Source organism: Pseudomonas sp. IPO3747 (genome assembly GCF_013385245.1).
Taxonomy (GTDB): Bacteria; Pseudomonadota; Gammaproteobacteria; order Pseudomonadales; family Pseudomonadaceae; genus Aquipseudomonas; species Aquipseudomonas edaphica.
Genome location: NZ_JACAQL010000011.1, coordinates 35240 through 50376, shown reverse-complemented (window position 1 = coordinate 50376; position 15137 = coordinate 35240). Strand labels below are relative to the sequence as shown.

Annotated in this window: 15 protein-coding genes and 4 tRNA genes; 6 read left to right on the top strand and 13 right to left on the bottom strand. The window is 60.1% G+C overall.

All coding sequences use genetic code 11. From position 1 onward, the window contains the following. The first annotated feature begins 210 nt into the window (after positions 1-210). From HX790_RS17825 to HX790_RS17810, 4 genes are all read left to right on the top strand, one after another. Complete coding sequence (locus HX790_RS17825; protein ID WP_169988577.1) at positions 211-981, top strand: alpha/beta fold hydrolase; 771 nt, start codon at positions 211-213, stop codon at positions 979-981. Between the two features lie 110 nt (positions 982-1091). Continuing rightward, the gene (locus HX790_RS17820; RefSeq protein WP_058419832.1) at positions 1092-1352 is read left to right on the top strand and encodes a DUF2790 domain-containing protein; all 261 of its coding nucleotides are present in this window, start codon (positions 1092-1094) and stop codon (positions 1350-1352) included. Positions 1353-1394: 42 nt separating this feature from the next. Continuing rightward, positions 1395-2066 carry a heavy metal response regulator transcription factor gene (locus tag HX790_RS17815; protein WP_017138758.1) on the top strand — a complete coding sequence of 224 codons (672 nt, stop codon included), beginning with the start codon at positions 1395-1397 and terminating at the stop codon, positions 2064-2066. After that, positions 2063-3463, top strand: a complete 1401-nt coding sequence (locus tag HX790_RS17810) for a heavy metal sensor histidine kinase (protein ID WP_170037997.1) — start codon at positions 2063-2065, stop codon at positions 3461-3463. Before HX790_RS17815 ends, HX790_RS17810 begins: the two co-directional genes overlap by 4 nt. A gap of 15 nt (positions 3464-3478) precedes the next feature. On the opposite strand, the gene pcp is transcribed toward HX790_RS17810, so the two are convergent. The 5 genes from pcp to HX790_RS17785 form a co-directional block, all read right to left on the bottom strand. Then, a complete protein-coding gene (pcp, locus tag HX790_RS17805; RefSeq protein ID WP_176991855.1) occupies positions 3479-4120 on the bottom strand; it encodes a pyroglutamyl-peptidase I in 642 nt (213 codons plus the stop codon). A 7-nt stretch (positions 4121-4127) separates the two neighbouring features. Further along, entirely contained in the window at positions 4128-5078 is a 951-nt protein-coding gene (locus HX790_RS17800; RefSeq protein WP_176991854.1) for a DUF979 domain-containing protein, read from the bottom strand. Then, positions 5075-5791, bottom strand: a complete 717-nt coding sequence (locus HX790_RS17795; RefSeq protein ID WP_176991853.1) for a DUF969 domain-containing protein — start codon at positions 5789-5791, stop codon at positions 5075-5077. Before HX790_RS17795 ends, HX790_RS17800 begins: the two co-directional genes overlap by 4 nt. Positions 5792-6032: 241 nt before the next feature. After that, on the bottom strand, positions 6033-6458 hold the full coding sequence (locus tag HX790_RS17790) for an N-acetyltransferase (protein ID WP_017138753.1): 426 nt from the start codon (positions 6456-6458) through the stop codon (positions 6033-6035). A gap of 444 nt (positions 6459-6902) precedes the next feature. Further along, positions 6903-8024, bottom strand: coding sequence for an NADH:flavin oxidoreductase (locus HX790_RS17785; RefSeq protein ID WP_099549906.1), 1122 nt, complete (start codon positions 8022-8024; stop codon positions 6903-6905). A 99-nt stretch (positions 8025-8123) separates the two neighbouring features. Between HX790_RS17785 and HX790_RS17780 the strand changes: the two genes are divergently transcribed. Further along, positions 8124-8540, top strand: a complete 417-nt coding sequence (locus tag HX790_RS17780; RefSeq protein WP_017138750.1) for a helix-turn-helix domain-containing protein — start codon at positions 8124-8126, stop codon at positions 8538-8540. A 116-nt stretch (positions 8541-8656) separates the two neighbouring features. Here HX790_RS17780 and HX790_RS17775 read toward each other — a convergent pair. Beyond that, positions 8657-8733 (bottom strand) — tRNA-Val (locus HX790_RS17775). A gap of 184 nt (positions 8734-8917) precedes the next feature. Between HX790_RS17775 and HX790_RS17770 the strand changes: the two genes are divergently transcribed. Continuing rightward, entirely contained in the window at positions 8918-10201 is a 1284-nt protein-coding gene (locus HX790_RS17770) for an FAD-binding oxidoreductase (RefSeq protein ID WP_017138749.1), read from the top strand. Positions 10202-10431: 230 nt separating this feature from the next. On the opposite strand, the gene HX790_RS17765 is transcribed toward HX790_RS17770, so the two are convergent. The 7 genes from HX790_RS17765 to HX790_RS17735 all read right to left on the bottom strand — a co-directional run bounded on the left by HX790_RS17765 (position 10432) and on the right by HX790_RS17735 (position 15086). Beyond that, a tRNA-Asp gene (locus HX790_RS17765) sits at positions 10432-10508 on the bottom strand. A 105-nt stretch (positions 10509-10613) separates the two neighbouring features. Beyond that, positions 10614-10690: transfer RNA gene (locus tag HX790_RS17760), tRNA-Asp, on the bottom strand. A gap of 55 nt (positions 10691-10745) precedes the next feature. Continuing rightward, a tRNA-Val gene (locus tag HX790_RS17755) sits at positions 10746-10821 on the bottom strand. Between the two features lie 107 nt (positions 10822-10928). Beyond that, positions 10929-11693 carry an SDR family oxidoreductase gene (locus HX790_RS17750; RefSeq protein WP_020372699.1) on the bottom strand — a complete coding sequence of 255 codons (765 nt, stop codon included), beginning with the start codon at positions 11691-11693 and terminating at the stop codon, positions 10929-10931. A gap of 11 nt (positions 11694-11704) precedes the next feature. Beyond that, positions 11705-12916: an O-succinylhomoserine sulfhydrylase gene (locus HX790_RS17745; protein ID WP_017138747.1), complete on the bottom strand. Its 1212-nt coding sequence runs from the start codon at positions 12914-12916 to the stop codon at positions 11705-11707. Positions 12917-12981: 65 nt separating this feature from the next. After that, positions 12982-14487, bottom strand: coding sequence for an amidophosphoribosyltransferase (gene purF, locus HX790_RS17740; RefSeq protein WP_017138746.1), 1506 nt, complete (start codon positions 14485-14487; stop codon positions 12982-12984). 41 nt (positions 14488-14528) lie between these two features. Beyond that, positions 14529-15086, bottom strand: coding sequence for a CvpA family protein (locus tag HX790_RS17735; RefSeq protein ID WP_176991852.1), 558 nt, complete (start codon positions 15084-15086; stop codon positions 14529-14531). Positions 15087-15137: the final 51 nt, after the last annotated feature.

Here is a 15137-nt window from a genome sequence, read left to right as displayed (position 1 = left end):
CTCATAGGCGGTAACAAATAATCGGCCCGATGCAATCTACGGGTCACCTCCTCGCTTGTAAACGCCAGCGGTATCTGGCGGCCCCTGCGATTGAATGACAGGTTTGTAATGAGCCTGTAAGGCTTGTCAGCACCCTCGCTTCATACAGTGGCGTCGTCAGTCACCCACACCGGGTGGCACAACTTCCCACTGATGATGAAGGGCCGCACGATGAAACCTGCCAGCAAACTCTGCCTGATCGCCGCCAGCCTGTTGATGCTGGGCACCGGCACCGCCATGGCCGGCACTGTCGCGCCGGTCAAGGCCAACAATGTGGTGCTGGTGCACGGGTCCTGGGCTGACGGCTCGAGCTGGTCCGAGGTGATCACGCGCCTGCAGGCCGCCGGGCTGCATGTGACCGCCGTACAAAACCCACTGACTTCGGTGGCCGATGACGTCGCTGCCACCAACCGCGTGCTGGACCAACAGGACGGCCCTACCGTGCTGGTCGGTCACTCCTACGCCGGCACCGTGGTCAGCGACGCCGGGGCGAACCCCAAGGTCAGCTCACTGGTGTACGTGGCCGCCCGTGCACCGGACGCCAACGAAGACTTCGTCGCCCTGTCTGCCAAATACCCCAGCACGCCGGTGCGCGCCGGTGTCGTCGAGCACGACGGTTACCTGACGCTGAACCAGGACGCCTTCCTCAAGTACTTCGCCGCTGACGTGCCGCGCGCCAAAGCCCTGCAGCTGTACGCGGTACAGCAGCCGATCGCCAAGACCCTGTTCAACGGCCGCACGGTGAATGCCGCCTGGCACACCAAGCCGTCCTGGTACGCAGTGTCGAGCAATGACCAGACCATCAACCCGGACCTGGAGCGTTTTCTGGCCAAGCGCATGAACGCGACCACCATCGAACTGCCGTCGAGCCACTTGTCGCTGGTGTCCCACGCCAAGGCAATCACCGACCTGATCCTCGAAGCGTCCGGCCGCCAGCCTTAAACCACGCATTACAAACTTGTCATGATCCTGTTGGCTGGCTGTTTGGGGTGCCTGGTTACTGTGAACTCACTGCCAGCCCCGGCAGCCAACCCTTAAAGAGAGCTACTGCCATGAAACTGTTTATCCTGGGCTTTGCCGCTTTGCTTGCTACCGGCTCTGCGTTCGCTGCCGACACCGCCCCTGACGCTAACGTGATCCACGACAAAACCGGCTTCTTCGTGCACCTGGACGTGGCCAAAGTGCTGTCGAGCACCGACACCTACGGCCAATGCGGGATCGTCCCGGCACAACTCAAATACCTCGACTCCCAAGACCGTGAACACGTGCTGGACTACCAGGTGCAAGGCATCGGTTGCCCCAGTGACAATTGATCCGGCTACACTTGCGCAACGCAGCGAACCAGGGCACTTCCCATGAACATCCTCGTAGTCGAAGACGAACCCAAGGCCGGCAATTACCTGCTCAATGGCCTGCAGGAACTGGGTTACTCGGTGAGCCTTGCCCGCGACGGCGTAGACGGCTTGCACCAGGCACTGGAAACGCCCTTCGACGTCATCGTGCTGGATGTGATGATGCCGAAAATGGACGGCTGGGAAGTGCTGCGCCGCCTGCGCAAAGAGGCTGACACGCCGGTGCTGTTCCTCACTGCCCGCGATGACATCGCCGACCGCATCAAGGGCCTGGAACTGGGCGCCGACGACTACCTGATCAAGCCCTTCTCCTTCGCCGAACTAGTCGCGCGCTTGCGTACCCTGACGCGTCGCGGCCCGAGTCGCGAAGAAGAGCAACTGCACATCGCCGACCTGCAGATCGACGTGCTCAAACGCCGCGTCACTCGCGGCGGCACGCGCATTACATTGACCAACAAGGAGTTCGCCCTGCTGCACCTGTTCGCCACCCACCAGGACCAGGTGTTATCACGCTCGATGATTGCTTCGCGGGTCTGGGACATGAATTTCGACAGCGACACCAATGTGGTCGACGTCGCCGTGCGGCGCCTGCGCCTGAAAATCGACGACCCATTCCAGCTCAAATTGATCCACAGCGTGCGGGGCATCGGCTACCGCTTCGACACCCAGCCATGAACCCTCGCCGCCATTATTCGCTGACCCTGCGCCTGGCGCTGATCTTCGCCCTGCTCGCCTTCGCGCTGCTCGCCACCTTGGGCGTTGCGTTGTACCGCGAGCTTGAGCGTGAACTGATCAAGCGTGACGACGCCGCACTGATTTATCGCGCCGACCAGTTGCGCAACCTGCTCAAGGACAGCAACACCCTGGACCTGATCAAGACCAAGCCAGAGCTGTTCCAGAACATGCTGGGCAACAGCGAGTCGGTGCTGAGCATCGCGGCGCCGGGGCAAAAGCCGTTGCTGCTGGTAAACCCGGGCAACATTGCAATGCCAGATGTGCCGCCCGTGCCCACCAACCGTGAACTGGGCTTTGCCGACGTGCACCATTTACCCGGTATCAATGGCGTGCCTTTCGCCACCGTGGCCGCGTCCATCGACTCGGGCGACCTGGGCAGCCTGCAAGTCACCACCGGGCGCCTGATGACCGAACGCACGGCGATGCTCGCCAGCTATCGCTTGAGCGTGTTTATCCTCGCCAGCATCGCCGCGGTCATTCTCGCCATCGTCAGCTACCTGCTGGTGCACCGCGGGCTGGTGCCACTGCGGCGCCTGGCCGTGCACACCCAAGGTATCGGCGTGGGCAACCTGGCCGAACGCCTCGACAGCCACGGCGCGCCCAAAGAGCTGCTGCCGATGATCGACGCCTTCAATACCATGCTTGAACGGTTGGCCAAGGGCTTTGTGCAACTGAGCCAGGTATCCACCGACATGGCCCACGAGCTGCGCACGCCGATCAACAACTTGCTGGGGGAAACCCAGGTCGCCCTGCAACAGAGCCGTAACATTGAGAGCTACCAGCAACTGCTGGCGTCCAATGTCGAAGAACTCGAACGCCTGGCACGAATGCTCGACAACATGCTGTTCCTCGCCCGTACCGACCCGGCCAGCGCACTGCGCCAACGCCAGGAACTGAGTGCGGCGGATGAAGTGGAGCGTATAGCCGACTACTTCGAAGGGTTGGCGAGCGATGTGGATATTCACATTCAGGCCGAGGGCGAAGGCCTGATCTGGGCCGAGCCGATGCTGTTGCGCCGCGCCTTGGCAAATTTGTGTGCAAACGCCATCAAGTACGGCGCACCCAGTTCGCAGTTGCTGATTCAGGCCATTCCAGACGCCGAGGGCATCAACTTGCGCGTCAGCAACCAGGGGCAGACGATTCCCGCCGAGCATTTGCCGCGCCTGTTCGAGCGTTTTTACCGGGTGGATGAGTCACGGGAACGCTCGGCCCAGTCCAATGGGCTGGGGCTGTCGATTGTGGCGACCATCATGCAGCTGCATAACGGCCGCTACCGGGTCACCAGTGAGGCCGGAGTGACCTGTTTTGAGTTGTTTTTCCCCAGGCGCGAAGCCTGAACACCGCGAGCCGGGTCAACTGACCTGGCCACCGGCCTGCACCACATCAACCTGTGTGTTCCATGCCACCTGCACCGCCAGGCGCAAGCCTTCTAAGGTTGTCACCAATGGCATCGATGCCAGCCCAGTCCCCACCACCTGCTCCGGCAAGTTCGGCACATGGATGAACCCACTGCGAACGTCCGTGCCGGCCAGCGCGTGCTGCAACAGATAAAACACCTGATTACACACAAACGTACCCGCCGTCTGCGAAACCGCCGCAGGCACCCCGGCCTCGCGCAACGCCTTGACCATGGCCTTGATCGGCAATGTGCTGAAGTACGCCACCGGCCCGTCGATCACCACGGGCGTATCGACAGGTTGCTCACCCAGGTTGTCCGGGATGCGCGCGTCGTTAACGTTGATCGCCACCCGCTCCATGGAAATGCTGCTGCGTCCAGGCCCGAGGTCCGTTGCGATCACCATCGACGGGCGCAATTGCGTGATCCACTCAGCCAGGCACTCCCCCACCAAGCTAAATGCACAGGGCAGTCGGCGCGCAACAATCTGCACATCCTCGCCCAATAGCATCCCATCCAACTGGCGTACAGCCTCCCAGGACGGGTTGACCGGGTCTTGATCAAAAGGCTCGAAGCCCATCAACAGTAACGTTTGCATCCTGGCCTCACATCAACAGGTAAAGCAGCACAATATTGACCACCAGCATCATCAGTGCCGTCGGCAGCTGCGCCTTGATGACCGCGTTCTTGTCGGGCAACTCCAGCAAGGCCGCCGGGACAATATTGAAGTTGGCCGCCATCGGCGTCATCAACGTGCCGCAATAGCCGGAGAACATGCCAATCGCCGCCATCACCGCCGGGTTGCCGCCATAGATGCCCACCAGCACCGGCACGCCGACACCGCCGGTCATCACCGGGAACGCCGCAAAACCATTGCCCATGATCACGGTAAACAGCGCCATGCCCAATACATACACCATCACCGCCACCAGCTTGAAATCCAGGTTGATATAGGTGGTGGTGACATGGGCAACCGCTGTGCCGACCCCGGCTTCATTGAACAGCAAGCCGAGCATGGCGAGCATTTGCGGCAGCACCATGGCCCAGCCCAAGGCTTCGGTCAGGCGTCGGGATTCACGCAAGGCTTGCACCGGTGTGTCGCGGGTCAACCAACAGGCCAGGCCGAGGGCGATCAGGCAGCCGATGCCCAAGGAGACAAAAGTGGTGTTTTTCGGGTCCAGCAATGGCACGCCACCGATTTCGGTGTGCTTGAGCAATACCGAGCCAATCACGGTGGTCAGCGGAATGGCCAACGCTGGGATAAACAGCTTGTGGCCAAGCCGACCGGCACTGGCACGGGCAGACTTGTCATGCAACTGGGCATGCACACCGCGCCCCACGCCACCCAAACCTGCGATCAACGCCATCACCACCACGCCAACGCCGATAACCACCGGCGGCAAACGCTCCCCGACCAGGAACGGAATGGCAAACAGCAACCAGAATACCGCGCTGGACCAGCGCTTGGGATGGGTACGATCCAGCAGGATCATGCCTGCGGTAATCAACAGCAGAATGCCAGCAAGCCAGTACAGGCACTCAATCGAGATAATCATTGCGCAGACTCCACCGGCGTCGCGACGGGCGTCATCTCGCGGGTAAGCCTTCGGTCGAACCGGTGCAGGCGAATCGCATGGATGATAAACGCACAGATCGCCGTCGGAATGCCCCACACCGCGATGTGCAACGGCTCCACATCAATCCCCGAACCGAGCAGGAAGGTGTGCATCAGCGCAATCGCACCAAAGGCAACAAAGATGTCTTCACCGAAAAACAGCCCGACGTTATCGGTCGCCGCACACATCGCCAACACCTTGTGGCGCACCTTGTCCGGCAGCTTGCCGTAGCGTTTTTCCGCTGCGCCTTCGGCCATCGGTGCCAACAGCGGGCGCACCATCTGCGGATGCCCGCCCAGGCTGGTGAGGCCCATGGCGGCCGTGGACTCGCGCACAAATAGATACATGATCAACAAGCGCCCCACCGTGGCGCGCTCGAAGCGGGCGATCCAGTTCTGCGCATGCAGGCGCAGGCCATGGCGCTCCAGCAGCCCAATAACGGCTAGGGGCAGTAACAGGATCAATTGCAAGGCGCGGGTCTGAAGGAAGCCTTCGCCCATGCTGGCGAGGATTTTTTCCAGCGGGAAGTGGGCGGCAAGCCCCGTGGCAATGGCTGCGGCGGTCACCACCAGCAACGGATTGAAGCGCAGGACAAAGCCAACCACGATGACAAGTACGCCGATCAACGGCCATAGGTTCACAACAGTTTGCATGACGATTAAGTCCTAGAATGCGCGCTGCGGCGCCATGACGGCAGGTGTGAACAAAGGGTTCACAGCATGAAAGTGGCGTGCAGCCCGACGTGGTTTTTTATTGTTGACCTGGGAGGTCGAGCGTCAGTGGCGGCAACTGTGCTGCTTGGGGGCGGGAGGTGTCCAACAAGAAAAATTGTTGCTGCAAACCAATAAATTTTGTCGGTGATGGGCGCCGGGTGGCCCGGCGCTTTGAGGGAGTTCAGCTCAAGCGCTTGTGGAAAAAATGGCGTTTATGGCCCGGCGGGAAATCAGCAATGTGGCCAAATTCAGTGAAGCCCTGCTTGCGATAAAACCCGGGCGCCTGGAAGCTGAAAGTGTCCAGCCAGATGCCCTCGCATCCGCGTTCACGGGCCAGGTCTTCAGCCGCACGCATCAATCGCGTGCCCGTGCCTTGGGTGCGCATCTGGTCGGGAATGCTCAACAGTTCAATGAACAACCACCCGAAGGAAATCTCCCCGTAAAGACCGCCCACTACTTCTTGAGAAGCGGGATCACGCAGCAAAATACCGACCGTTTCGGACGGCATCTGGCCGGTGTGGCTGCGGTTGAAAGCCCGCAGCGGCTTGAGAATGGCCTCGCGCTCCTGCGCCGTCACGTCGAACGATACTTCCATTGCCAATTCCATTACGGACTCCATGGGTTGAATTCAATCGTTCCTCAGTATGCCTTGGGCGCACCAAACCTGAGTGGATCTGCGCCAGTTTCATTAACCCAGCGGCGCTCAATCACCTTAAGTCGTCTCGACAGCATGGATCTCGTTCCAGACCTATACTCAATACAGTGTTGCGCGGTCCTGCGCAGCGCTCAGCGCAGTATTGCCGATGGAGGCAGCCGCTATGTACGCCGGACAAACGAGTATGGCGACAACAAATGGTGAGATACGGTGCCAGATGTTTGCACAGATTATCTGCCTGTTATCGGTGGCTACGCTGTTCTGCTAGCAGTTCTCAGCGCAGTAACCCGCAAAGCGGTATGGGCAGGTATTGGCAAAATTCCAGCCAAAAAAAGAGCCCACCTTTCGGTGAGCCCTTCAACACTCAAGGTTTTGCACGTGTCAGAAGTGTGAGACTCAGGCCAGCTCGGCCAAATCTTTTACGTCAAAAGGCTTCAAGTCGGCCGAATTGCCCGATCGAATTTTCCTCACCCACTGCGCGTCACTCAACAGTGCTCGCCCAACAGCGATCAAGTCGAACTCCTCTTTCTCCAATCGCTGCACCAAATTGTCGATGGCTGCCGGTTGGGAGCTTTCGCCGCTGAAGGCGCCGAGGAAGTCGCCGGACAACCCCACAGAGCCGACACTGATAGTCGCAGCGCCCGTCAGCTTTTTGGCCCAGCCGGCAAAGTTCAGACCCTGCTCGCCGTCCAGTTCCGGGAACTCGGCTTCCCAGAAGCGCCGTTGAGAGCAATGCAAAACGTCCACACCGGCCTCCACCAGTGGCACCAGCCAATCGGACATGCTTTCAGGCGTCGTAGCCAATCGGGCGCTGTAATCCTGCTGCTTCCACTGACTCAGACGCAGAATGACCGGGAAATCCGGCCCTACGGCTGCGCGTATGGCCTTGACCACTTCCGCCGCGAACCGTGAACGCTCCTTGATCGTTGCGCCGTTGAAGTGGTCGGAGCGTTCATTCGTACCTGTCCAGAAAAACTGGTCCAGCAGGTATCCGTGGGCACCGTGTATTTCGACGGTATCAAACCCCAGCCGCTTGGCGTCAGCAGCGGCCTTGGCGAACGCCGCAATGGTGTCGGCAATCGCCTCATCATTCATGGCCTGCCCCAGTGGTTTCTGCGGGCCGGCAAGCCCCGACGGGCTCTCAAACCCACCGGCGGGCGCCCAGTCTTCCTGGAAACTGGGCGCGGCCCCGACGTGCCAGATCTGCGGCCCCATTTTGCCACCGGCGCGATGAACACCATCGATTACTGCTTTCCAGCCTGCGAGTGATTCATCGCCATGGAAAAACGGAATCCGCGACATATTACGAGCGCCCGGACGATCCACCACAGTCCCCTCAGACAGAATCAACCCGACCTGGTTTTCCGCACGCTTGCGGTAATAGGCGGCGATTTGTTCGTCAGGCACACCGCCCTTGGCGAAAGCGCGCGTCATAGGCGCCATTACAATTCGATTCTTCAGGGTCAAGGACTTGATCGTGAACGGCTGAAATAGAGAGTCGAGATTCGTAGAACTCATTGAGAGATGCTCCGAGCAAAAGGAAACTCCATGGTATAAGTTGTATACCTAATATCAATAAGGCACTTAAAAGTGCTCAGGTATACCCGAGGAAACTACATGCAGGAAAAAGCTATTCAGGCGTTGGGGCAAAACGAGAACCCTCCAGTCGTCTACGCCGCTGATTGCACCAGCCGGATACTGCTCGATCAGATCGCGGACAAATGGTCCGTATTGATACTGGCAACGCTCTGTAAAAGCCCGCTGCGCTTCAATGAAATCAAACGTCGACTCGACGGCATTACGCAAAAAGCGCTCACGCAAAGCCTGCGTCGCCTGGAGCGCAATGGCATTTTGTCGCGCCGCGTCATTCCCTCTTCTCAAGTCGCGGTCGAGTACAGCGTTACGGACCTGGGGCATACGCTGGAAGAGCCATTTCGTGCGTTATATAGGTGGACGCTCCAACATTCTGAAGCTGTGATGAACGCCCAGGCGGCATTCGATAAGCTTGCAGAAGAGCAGCAGCACGACGGGTAAAAGCATAACGATGGCGGCGGGAGTGTTGATAAGGAAGTTTTGCAAATCGCAGACAACAAAAAAGGGCCCACCTTTCGGTGAGCCCTTCCAGACCGCCCAGCAGAGCGGATTTTGTTTGGTAGGCGCGATTGGACTCGAACCAACGACCCCCACCATGTCAAGGTGGTGCTCTAACCAACTGAGCTACGTGCCTGCTGTGAGGCGGCATTCTACGGAATTCCGAAGGGGTGTCAACATCTTTTTTGCAGCTAACCCTATGAATATGCGAATTTTTTATTTGTGAAAGGCATGCCCGGGGTTTTCGGGTGGCTGGCAGGCAATTTTCAACTCAGGTAGGATCGGCGCACTCGTAAAAAATATAAAACAGAGGTTCCAGGATGGCGAACACCCCCTACCCCCAGTCGTATTACGCCGCGTCCGCGAATGCGGTTCCGCCACGCCCGGTGCTGCAAGGTGAAGTCGAAACCGATGTCTGCGTGATTGGCGCCGGTTATACCGGCCTGTCCAGCGCGCTGTTTCTGCTGGAGAACGGTTTTCGCGTGACGGTACTGGAAGCCGCCAAGGTCGGCTTTGGCGCCTCGGGCCGCAATGGTGGGCAGATCGTCAACAGCTATAGCCGCGACATCGACGTGATCGAACGCAGCGTTGGCCCCAAGCAGGCGCAGTTGCTGGGGCAGATGGCGTTTGAGGGCGGCAGGATCATTCGTGAGCGCGTGGCCAAGTACCAGATCCAGTGCGACTTGAAGGACGGCGGTGTGTTCGCTGCACTCAACAGCAAGCACATGGGCCACCTGGAGTCGCAGCAGCGCCTGTGGGAGCGCTACGGCCATACGCAGCTTGAGTTGCTGGATGAGCGCCGTATCCGCGAAGTGGTGGCCTGTGACAACTATGTCGGCGGCCTGCTGGACATGAGCGGCGGCCATATTCACCCGCTCAACCTGGCACTGGGCGAAGCAGCGGCGGTGGAGTCCCTGGGCGGCACGATTTACGAGCAGTCTGCGGCGGTGCGCATCGAGCGCGGCGCCAACCCTGTGGTACACACCGCCGAGGGCAAGGTCAGGGCCAAGTTCATCATCGTCGCGGGCAATGCCTACCTGGGCAACCTGGTGCCGGAGCTGGCGGCCAAGTCGATGCCGTGCGGCACCCAGGTCATCACCACCGCGCCGCTGGGCGATGAACTGGCCAAGACCTTGCTGCCGCAGGACTACTGCGTCGAGGACTGCAACTACTTGCTGGACTACTACCGCCTCACCAGTGACAAGCGCCTGATCTTCGGCGGTGGCGTGGTGTATGGCGCGCGCGACCCGGCCAACATCGAAGCGATCATCCGCCCGAAGATGCTCAAGGCCTTCCCGCAGCTCAAGGATGTGAAGATAGATTACGCCTGGACCGGCAATTTCCTGCTGACCCTGTCGCGCCTGCCACAGGTGGGTCGCCTGGGCGACAACATTTATTACTCACAAGGCTGCAGTGGCCACGGCGTGACGTACACGCACCTGGCTGGCAAGGTGCTGGCAGAAGCGTTGAGAGGCCAGGCAGAGCGTTTTGACGCGTTTGCCGACCTGCCGCACTACCCATTCCCGGGTGGGCAGCTGTTGCGCACACCGTTTGCGGCGCTGGGCGCATGGTATTACGGGCTGCGGGATAAGCTGGGGTTCTGATTGCGATAGCTGGCTGCCGACGATGGCCTTACCTTGGACCGAGGTGAAGCTATCGCAGGCAAACCAGCCCCCACATTGACCAGTGGCAGCTGCAGAAGAAGCTCAACCCAAAATATCAAATCACAGACACAAAAAACCCCGGTCTTTCGACCAGGGTCTTTGCTATCGGGTCAAAGCAGCTTAACGCTTGCTTTGTGCTCCAAGGCGTTCAGCGGGCCTTGGGGCAGATATGGCGCAGCGGACGGGACTCGAACCCGCGACCCCCGGCGTGACAGGCCGGTATTCTAACCGACTGAACTACCGCTGCGTATCGCTTGACCAGTTGAGCCTAAACCCTCAACCGTCTTTAAACGTATGACTGATCAGCCTAAGCCTTTCAATCTCAAACCCGACAAATCGGACCTGGAAAATATGGCGCAGCGGACGGGACTCGAACCCGCGACCCCCGGCGTGACAGGCCGGTATTCTAACCGACTGAACTACCGCTGCGCGTCGGTGCAACCTTTAACGTTGCGTCTTGCCCGAAGGCAAAACTCTCAAGAAGTGGTGGGTGATGACGGGATCGAACCGCCGACCCTCTGCTTGTAAGGCAGATGCTCTCCCAGCTGAGCTAATCACCCTTTGCTTCGTTGAGGCCGCGAAATTTACGCAGGTAGCAGACCTAAGTCAATAGCCTGCTTGAAGTTTTTCTGAAAAAGACAAAATTGCTTCAAGGCGGCTACCCGCCCTACTCGCTGTAAATCATCTTCTTGCTCATGCCGCCGTCGACCACAAACTCTTGGCCAGTGACAAACCCTGCCTGACGCGACAGCAGCCACGCCACCATCGCCGCCACATCCTCAACCGTGCCCACCCTGCCCGCCGGATGCTGGGCATGATCGGCATCGGTCAAAGGCTCGGCACGCCGCGCCGCTGGATCACGCGCATCGATCCAGCCAGGGCTGACGGCATTGACCCGCACCTCCGGCCCAAGACTTATGGCCAGCGCGTGAGTCAGGGCCAACAGCCCGCCCTTGCTCGCCGCGTAGGCCTCGGTGTCGGGCTCCGATTGACGCGCGCGGGTCGAGGCCAGGTTGACGATCGCGCCGCCATGGGCACGCAGGTACGGTGCACAGTGCTTGGCCAGCAGCATCGGCCCGCTGAGATTTACCGCCAGCACGCGGTTCCAGTACGCCAGGTCGAGGCTTTCGAGGGTGATATTGCGCGGGTCGGCCACCGCGGCGTTGCACACCAACGCGTCCAGGCGACCGAACTGACCGAGCACTTCGGCAACGCCTTGGGCGACCTGCTTCTCGTCGGCCACGTCCATGCTGATAAACCAGGCGTTGTCACCCAGCACCTTGGACACCTTGGAGCCGCGCTCGCGGTCCAGGTCGGTCAACACCACCTGCCAGCCTTCGCTGATCAGCCATGCCGCGATGCCGAGGCCAATGCCTCGGGCGGCGCCCGTCACCAGCGCAACACGGCCGTTACCGGCCGCTGCTGTTTCCATGGACCACTCGATCACAAGGCAGCCAGCCCGCGAGCCAGGTCAGCTTGCAGGTCGGCTACGTCTTCCAGGCCCACTGCAATGCGGATCAGGCTGTCACGGATGCCGGCCGCTTCACGCTCCTGTGGCGCCAGGCGCCCGTGGGAGGTGGTGCTGGGGTGGGTGATGGTGGTCTTGCTGTCACCCAGGTTGGCCGTGATGGAGATCAGGCGCGTTGCGTCGATAAAGCGCCAGGCGCCGTCTTTGCCGCCTTTTACTTCAAAGCTCACCACCGCGCCGAAACCACGCTGCTGACGCTGGGCCAGCGCGTGTTGCGGGTGGCTCTTGAGACCGGCGTAATGGACTTTCTCAATCCCGTCCTGTTGCTCCAGCCACTCGGCCAGGGCCTGGGCATTGGCGCAATGGGCCTTCATCCGCAGGCTGAGGGTCTCCAGGCCTTTGAGGAAGATCCACGCATTGAACGGGCTCAGAGTCGGCCCGGCGGTGCGCAAGAAACCCACCACTTCCTTCATCTGCTCGCTGCGGCCGGCGACTACGCCGCCCATGCAACGGCCCTGGCCGTCGATGAACTTGGTGGCAGAGTGCACAACAATGTCCGCGCCCAGCTTCAACGGCTGTTGCAGCGCCGGCGTACAGAAGCAGTTATCGACCACCAGCATCGCGCCCTTGGCGTGGGCCACTTCGGACAACGCGGCGATATCTACCAACTCGGCCAGCGGATTGGACGGCGACTCGACGAACAGCAGCTTGGTGTTGGCCTTGATCGCCGCATCCCAGCCGGACAGATCCGCCAGGGGCACGTAGTCCACTTCGATGCCGAAGCGCTTGAAGTACTTCTCGAACAGGCTGATGGTGGAGCCGAACACACTGCGCGACACCAGCACATGGTCGCCAGCACTGCACAGGCTCATCACCACTGCCAGGATCGCAGCCATACCGGTCGCCGTGGCCACCGCCTGCTCAGCGCCTTCCAGGGCCGCGATACGCTCTTCGAACGCACGCACGGTCGGGTTGGTGTAACGCGAGTAAACGTTGCCCGGCACTTCACCGGCAAAGCGCGCAGCCGCGTCGGCTGCGGTGCGGAACACATAGCTGGAGGTGAAGAACATCGGGTCACCGTGCTCACCTTCCGGGGTGCGGTGCTGACCGGCGCGCACAGCCAGGGTATCGAAAGCTACGCCATCGAGGTCGCTGTCCAACCGACCGGCATCCCATTCCTGACTCATGCTGCGACTCCTTACTCAATACTCTATTTAAGATACAAAACCGGCCCCTCAGGGCCGGTGTTTACTCAGTTGTTGTACAGATCGATGATCGCACTGACCGCCTGGGTCTTGATCTTCGACGAGTCGTTACGCGCCTGCTCGATCTTGTTCAGGTAAGCCTCGTCGACATCACCGGTCACGTACTTGCCGTCGAACACGGCGCAGTCAAACTCGGCGATCTTGATCTTGCCACCACCGACCGCCTCGATCAGGTCCGGCAGGTCCTGATAGATCAACCAGTCGGCACCGATCAGGTCGGCTACATCCTGGGTCGAACGGTTGTGGGCGATCAGCTCGTGGGCGCTCGGCATGTCGATACCGTACACGTTCGGGTAACGCACGGCAGGCGCGGCGGAGCAGAAGTACACGTTCTTCGCACCGGCTTCGCGGGCCATCTGGATGATCTGCTTGCAGGTGGTGCCGCGCACGATGGAGTCGTCGACCAGCATCACGTTCTTGCCGCGGAATTCCAGCTCAATGGCGTTGAGCTTCTGGCGCACCGACTTCTTGCGCGCCGCCTGGCCAGGCATGATGAAGGTACGGCCGATATAACGGTTCTTGACGAAACCTTCGCGGAACTTGACGCCCAAGTGGTTGGCCAGCTCCAGCGCAGCGGTACGGCTGGTGTCCGGGATCGGGATCACCACGTCGATATCGTGCTCAGGACGCTCGCGCAGGATTTTCTCGGCCAGCTTCTCGCCCATGCGCAGGCGCGCCTTGTACACCGAAACACCGTCGATGATCGAGTCCGGACGCGCCAGGTAGACGTGTTCGAAGATGCACGGAGTGAGTTTCGGCGCAATCGCGCACTGACGGGTGTGCAGCTTGCCGTCTTCGGTGATGTATACGGCTTCGCCCGGCGCGAGGTCGCGGATCAGGGTGAAGCCGAGCACGTCCAGGGACACGCTTTCGGACGCGATCATGTACTCGACGCCTTCGTCGGTGTGACGCTGGCCGAACACGATCGGGCGAATGCCGTGCGGGTCACGGAAACCGACGATGCCATAACCGGTGATCATTGCGACGACGGCATAACCACCGACACAACGGTTGTGCACGTCGGTCACGGCAGCGAATACATCTTCTTCGGTCGGCTGCAACTTGCCGCGCTGGGCCAGCTCATGTGCGAACACGTTGAGCAGCACTTCCGAGTCGGAGTTGGTGTTGACGTGGCGCAGGTCAGATTCGTAAATCTCCTTGGCCAGCTGTTCAACGTTGGTCAGGTTACCGTTGTGCGCCAGGGTGATGCCGTAAGGCGAGTTGACGTAAAACGGTTGAGCTTCGGCCGAGGTCGAGCTACCGGCAGTCGGGTAACGCACATGGCCAATGCCCATGTGCCCGACGAGGCGCTGCATGTGACGCTGATGGAACACGTCACGCACCAGGCCATTGTCCTTGCGCAGGAATAACCGGCCGTCGTGGCTGGTCACAATACCGGCAGCGTCCTGGCCGCGGTGCTGGAGGACGGTTAGCGCGTCATACAGCGCCTGATTGACGTTCGACTTACCGACGATACCGACGATGCCACACATGCGACGCAACCCCTACTTAATGAATCTTGACTGAACACTACTTACTGAGGCGTTTTGGCCGGCAAGAGGTGTTCCTTGAACGAAAGATCAGCGGGTACGCTGATTCCGCTGGCCAGCCACTGACTGCTCCACCCCAATATGAGGTTCTTGGACCAATCTGCAACCAATAGAAATTTTGGCACGAGTACCGACTCCTGCCACCACGAATCCTGCTGTACCGGCCCCAGGCTCAACAGCCCGACCGCCACAACCACCAGCAAGCCGCCACGTGCGGCGCCGAAGGCCATGCCGAGAAATCGATCGGTCCCGGAGAGGCCGGTGACACGTATCAACTCGCCAATAAGATAATTGACCATTGCCCCCACCAACAGCGTGGCGATGAACATGATGGCGCAGCCCGCAATGACGCGAGCCGAAGGTGTTTCGATATACCCGGCCAGGTAAACCGACAGTGAACCACCGAACATCCAGGCTACAACTCCTGCGATGATCCAGGTCAGCAACGACAGTGCTTCTTTTACGAAGCCGCGGCTTAGACTGATCAAAGCGGAGATGGCGACGATTGCTACGATCGCCCAATCAACCCAGGTAAATGGCACAGTGCAGCCTACGTACGGATAAGGCGGCGCATTTTAGCAGAGCGCTGGGCT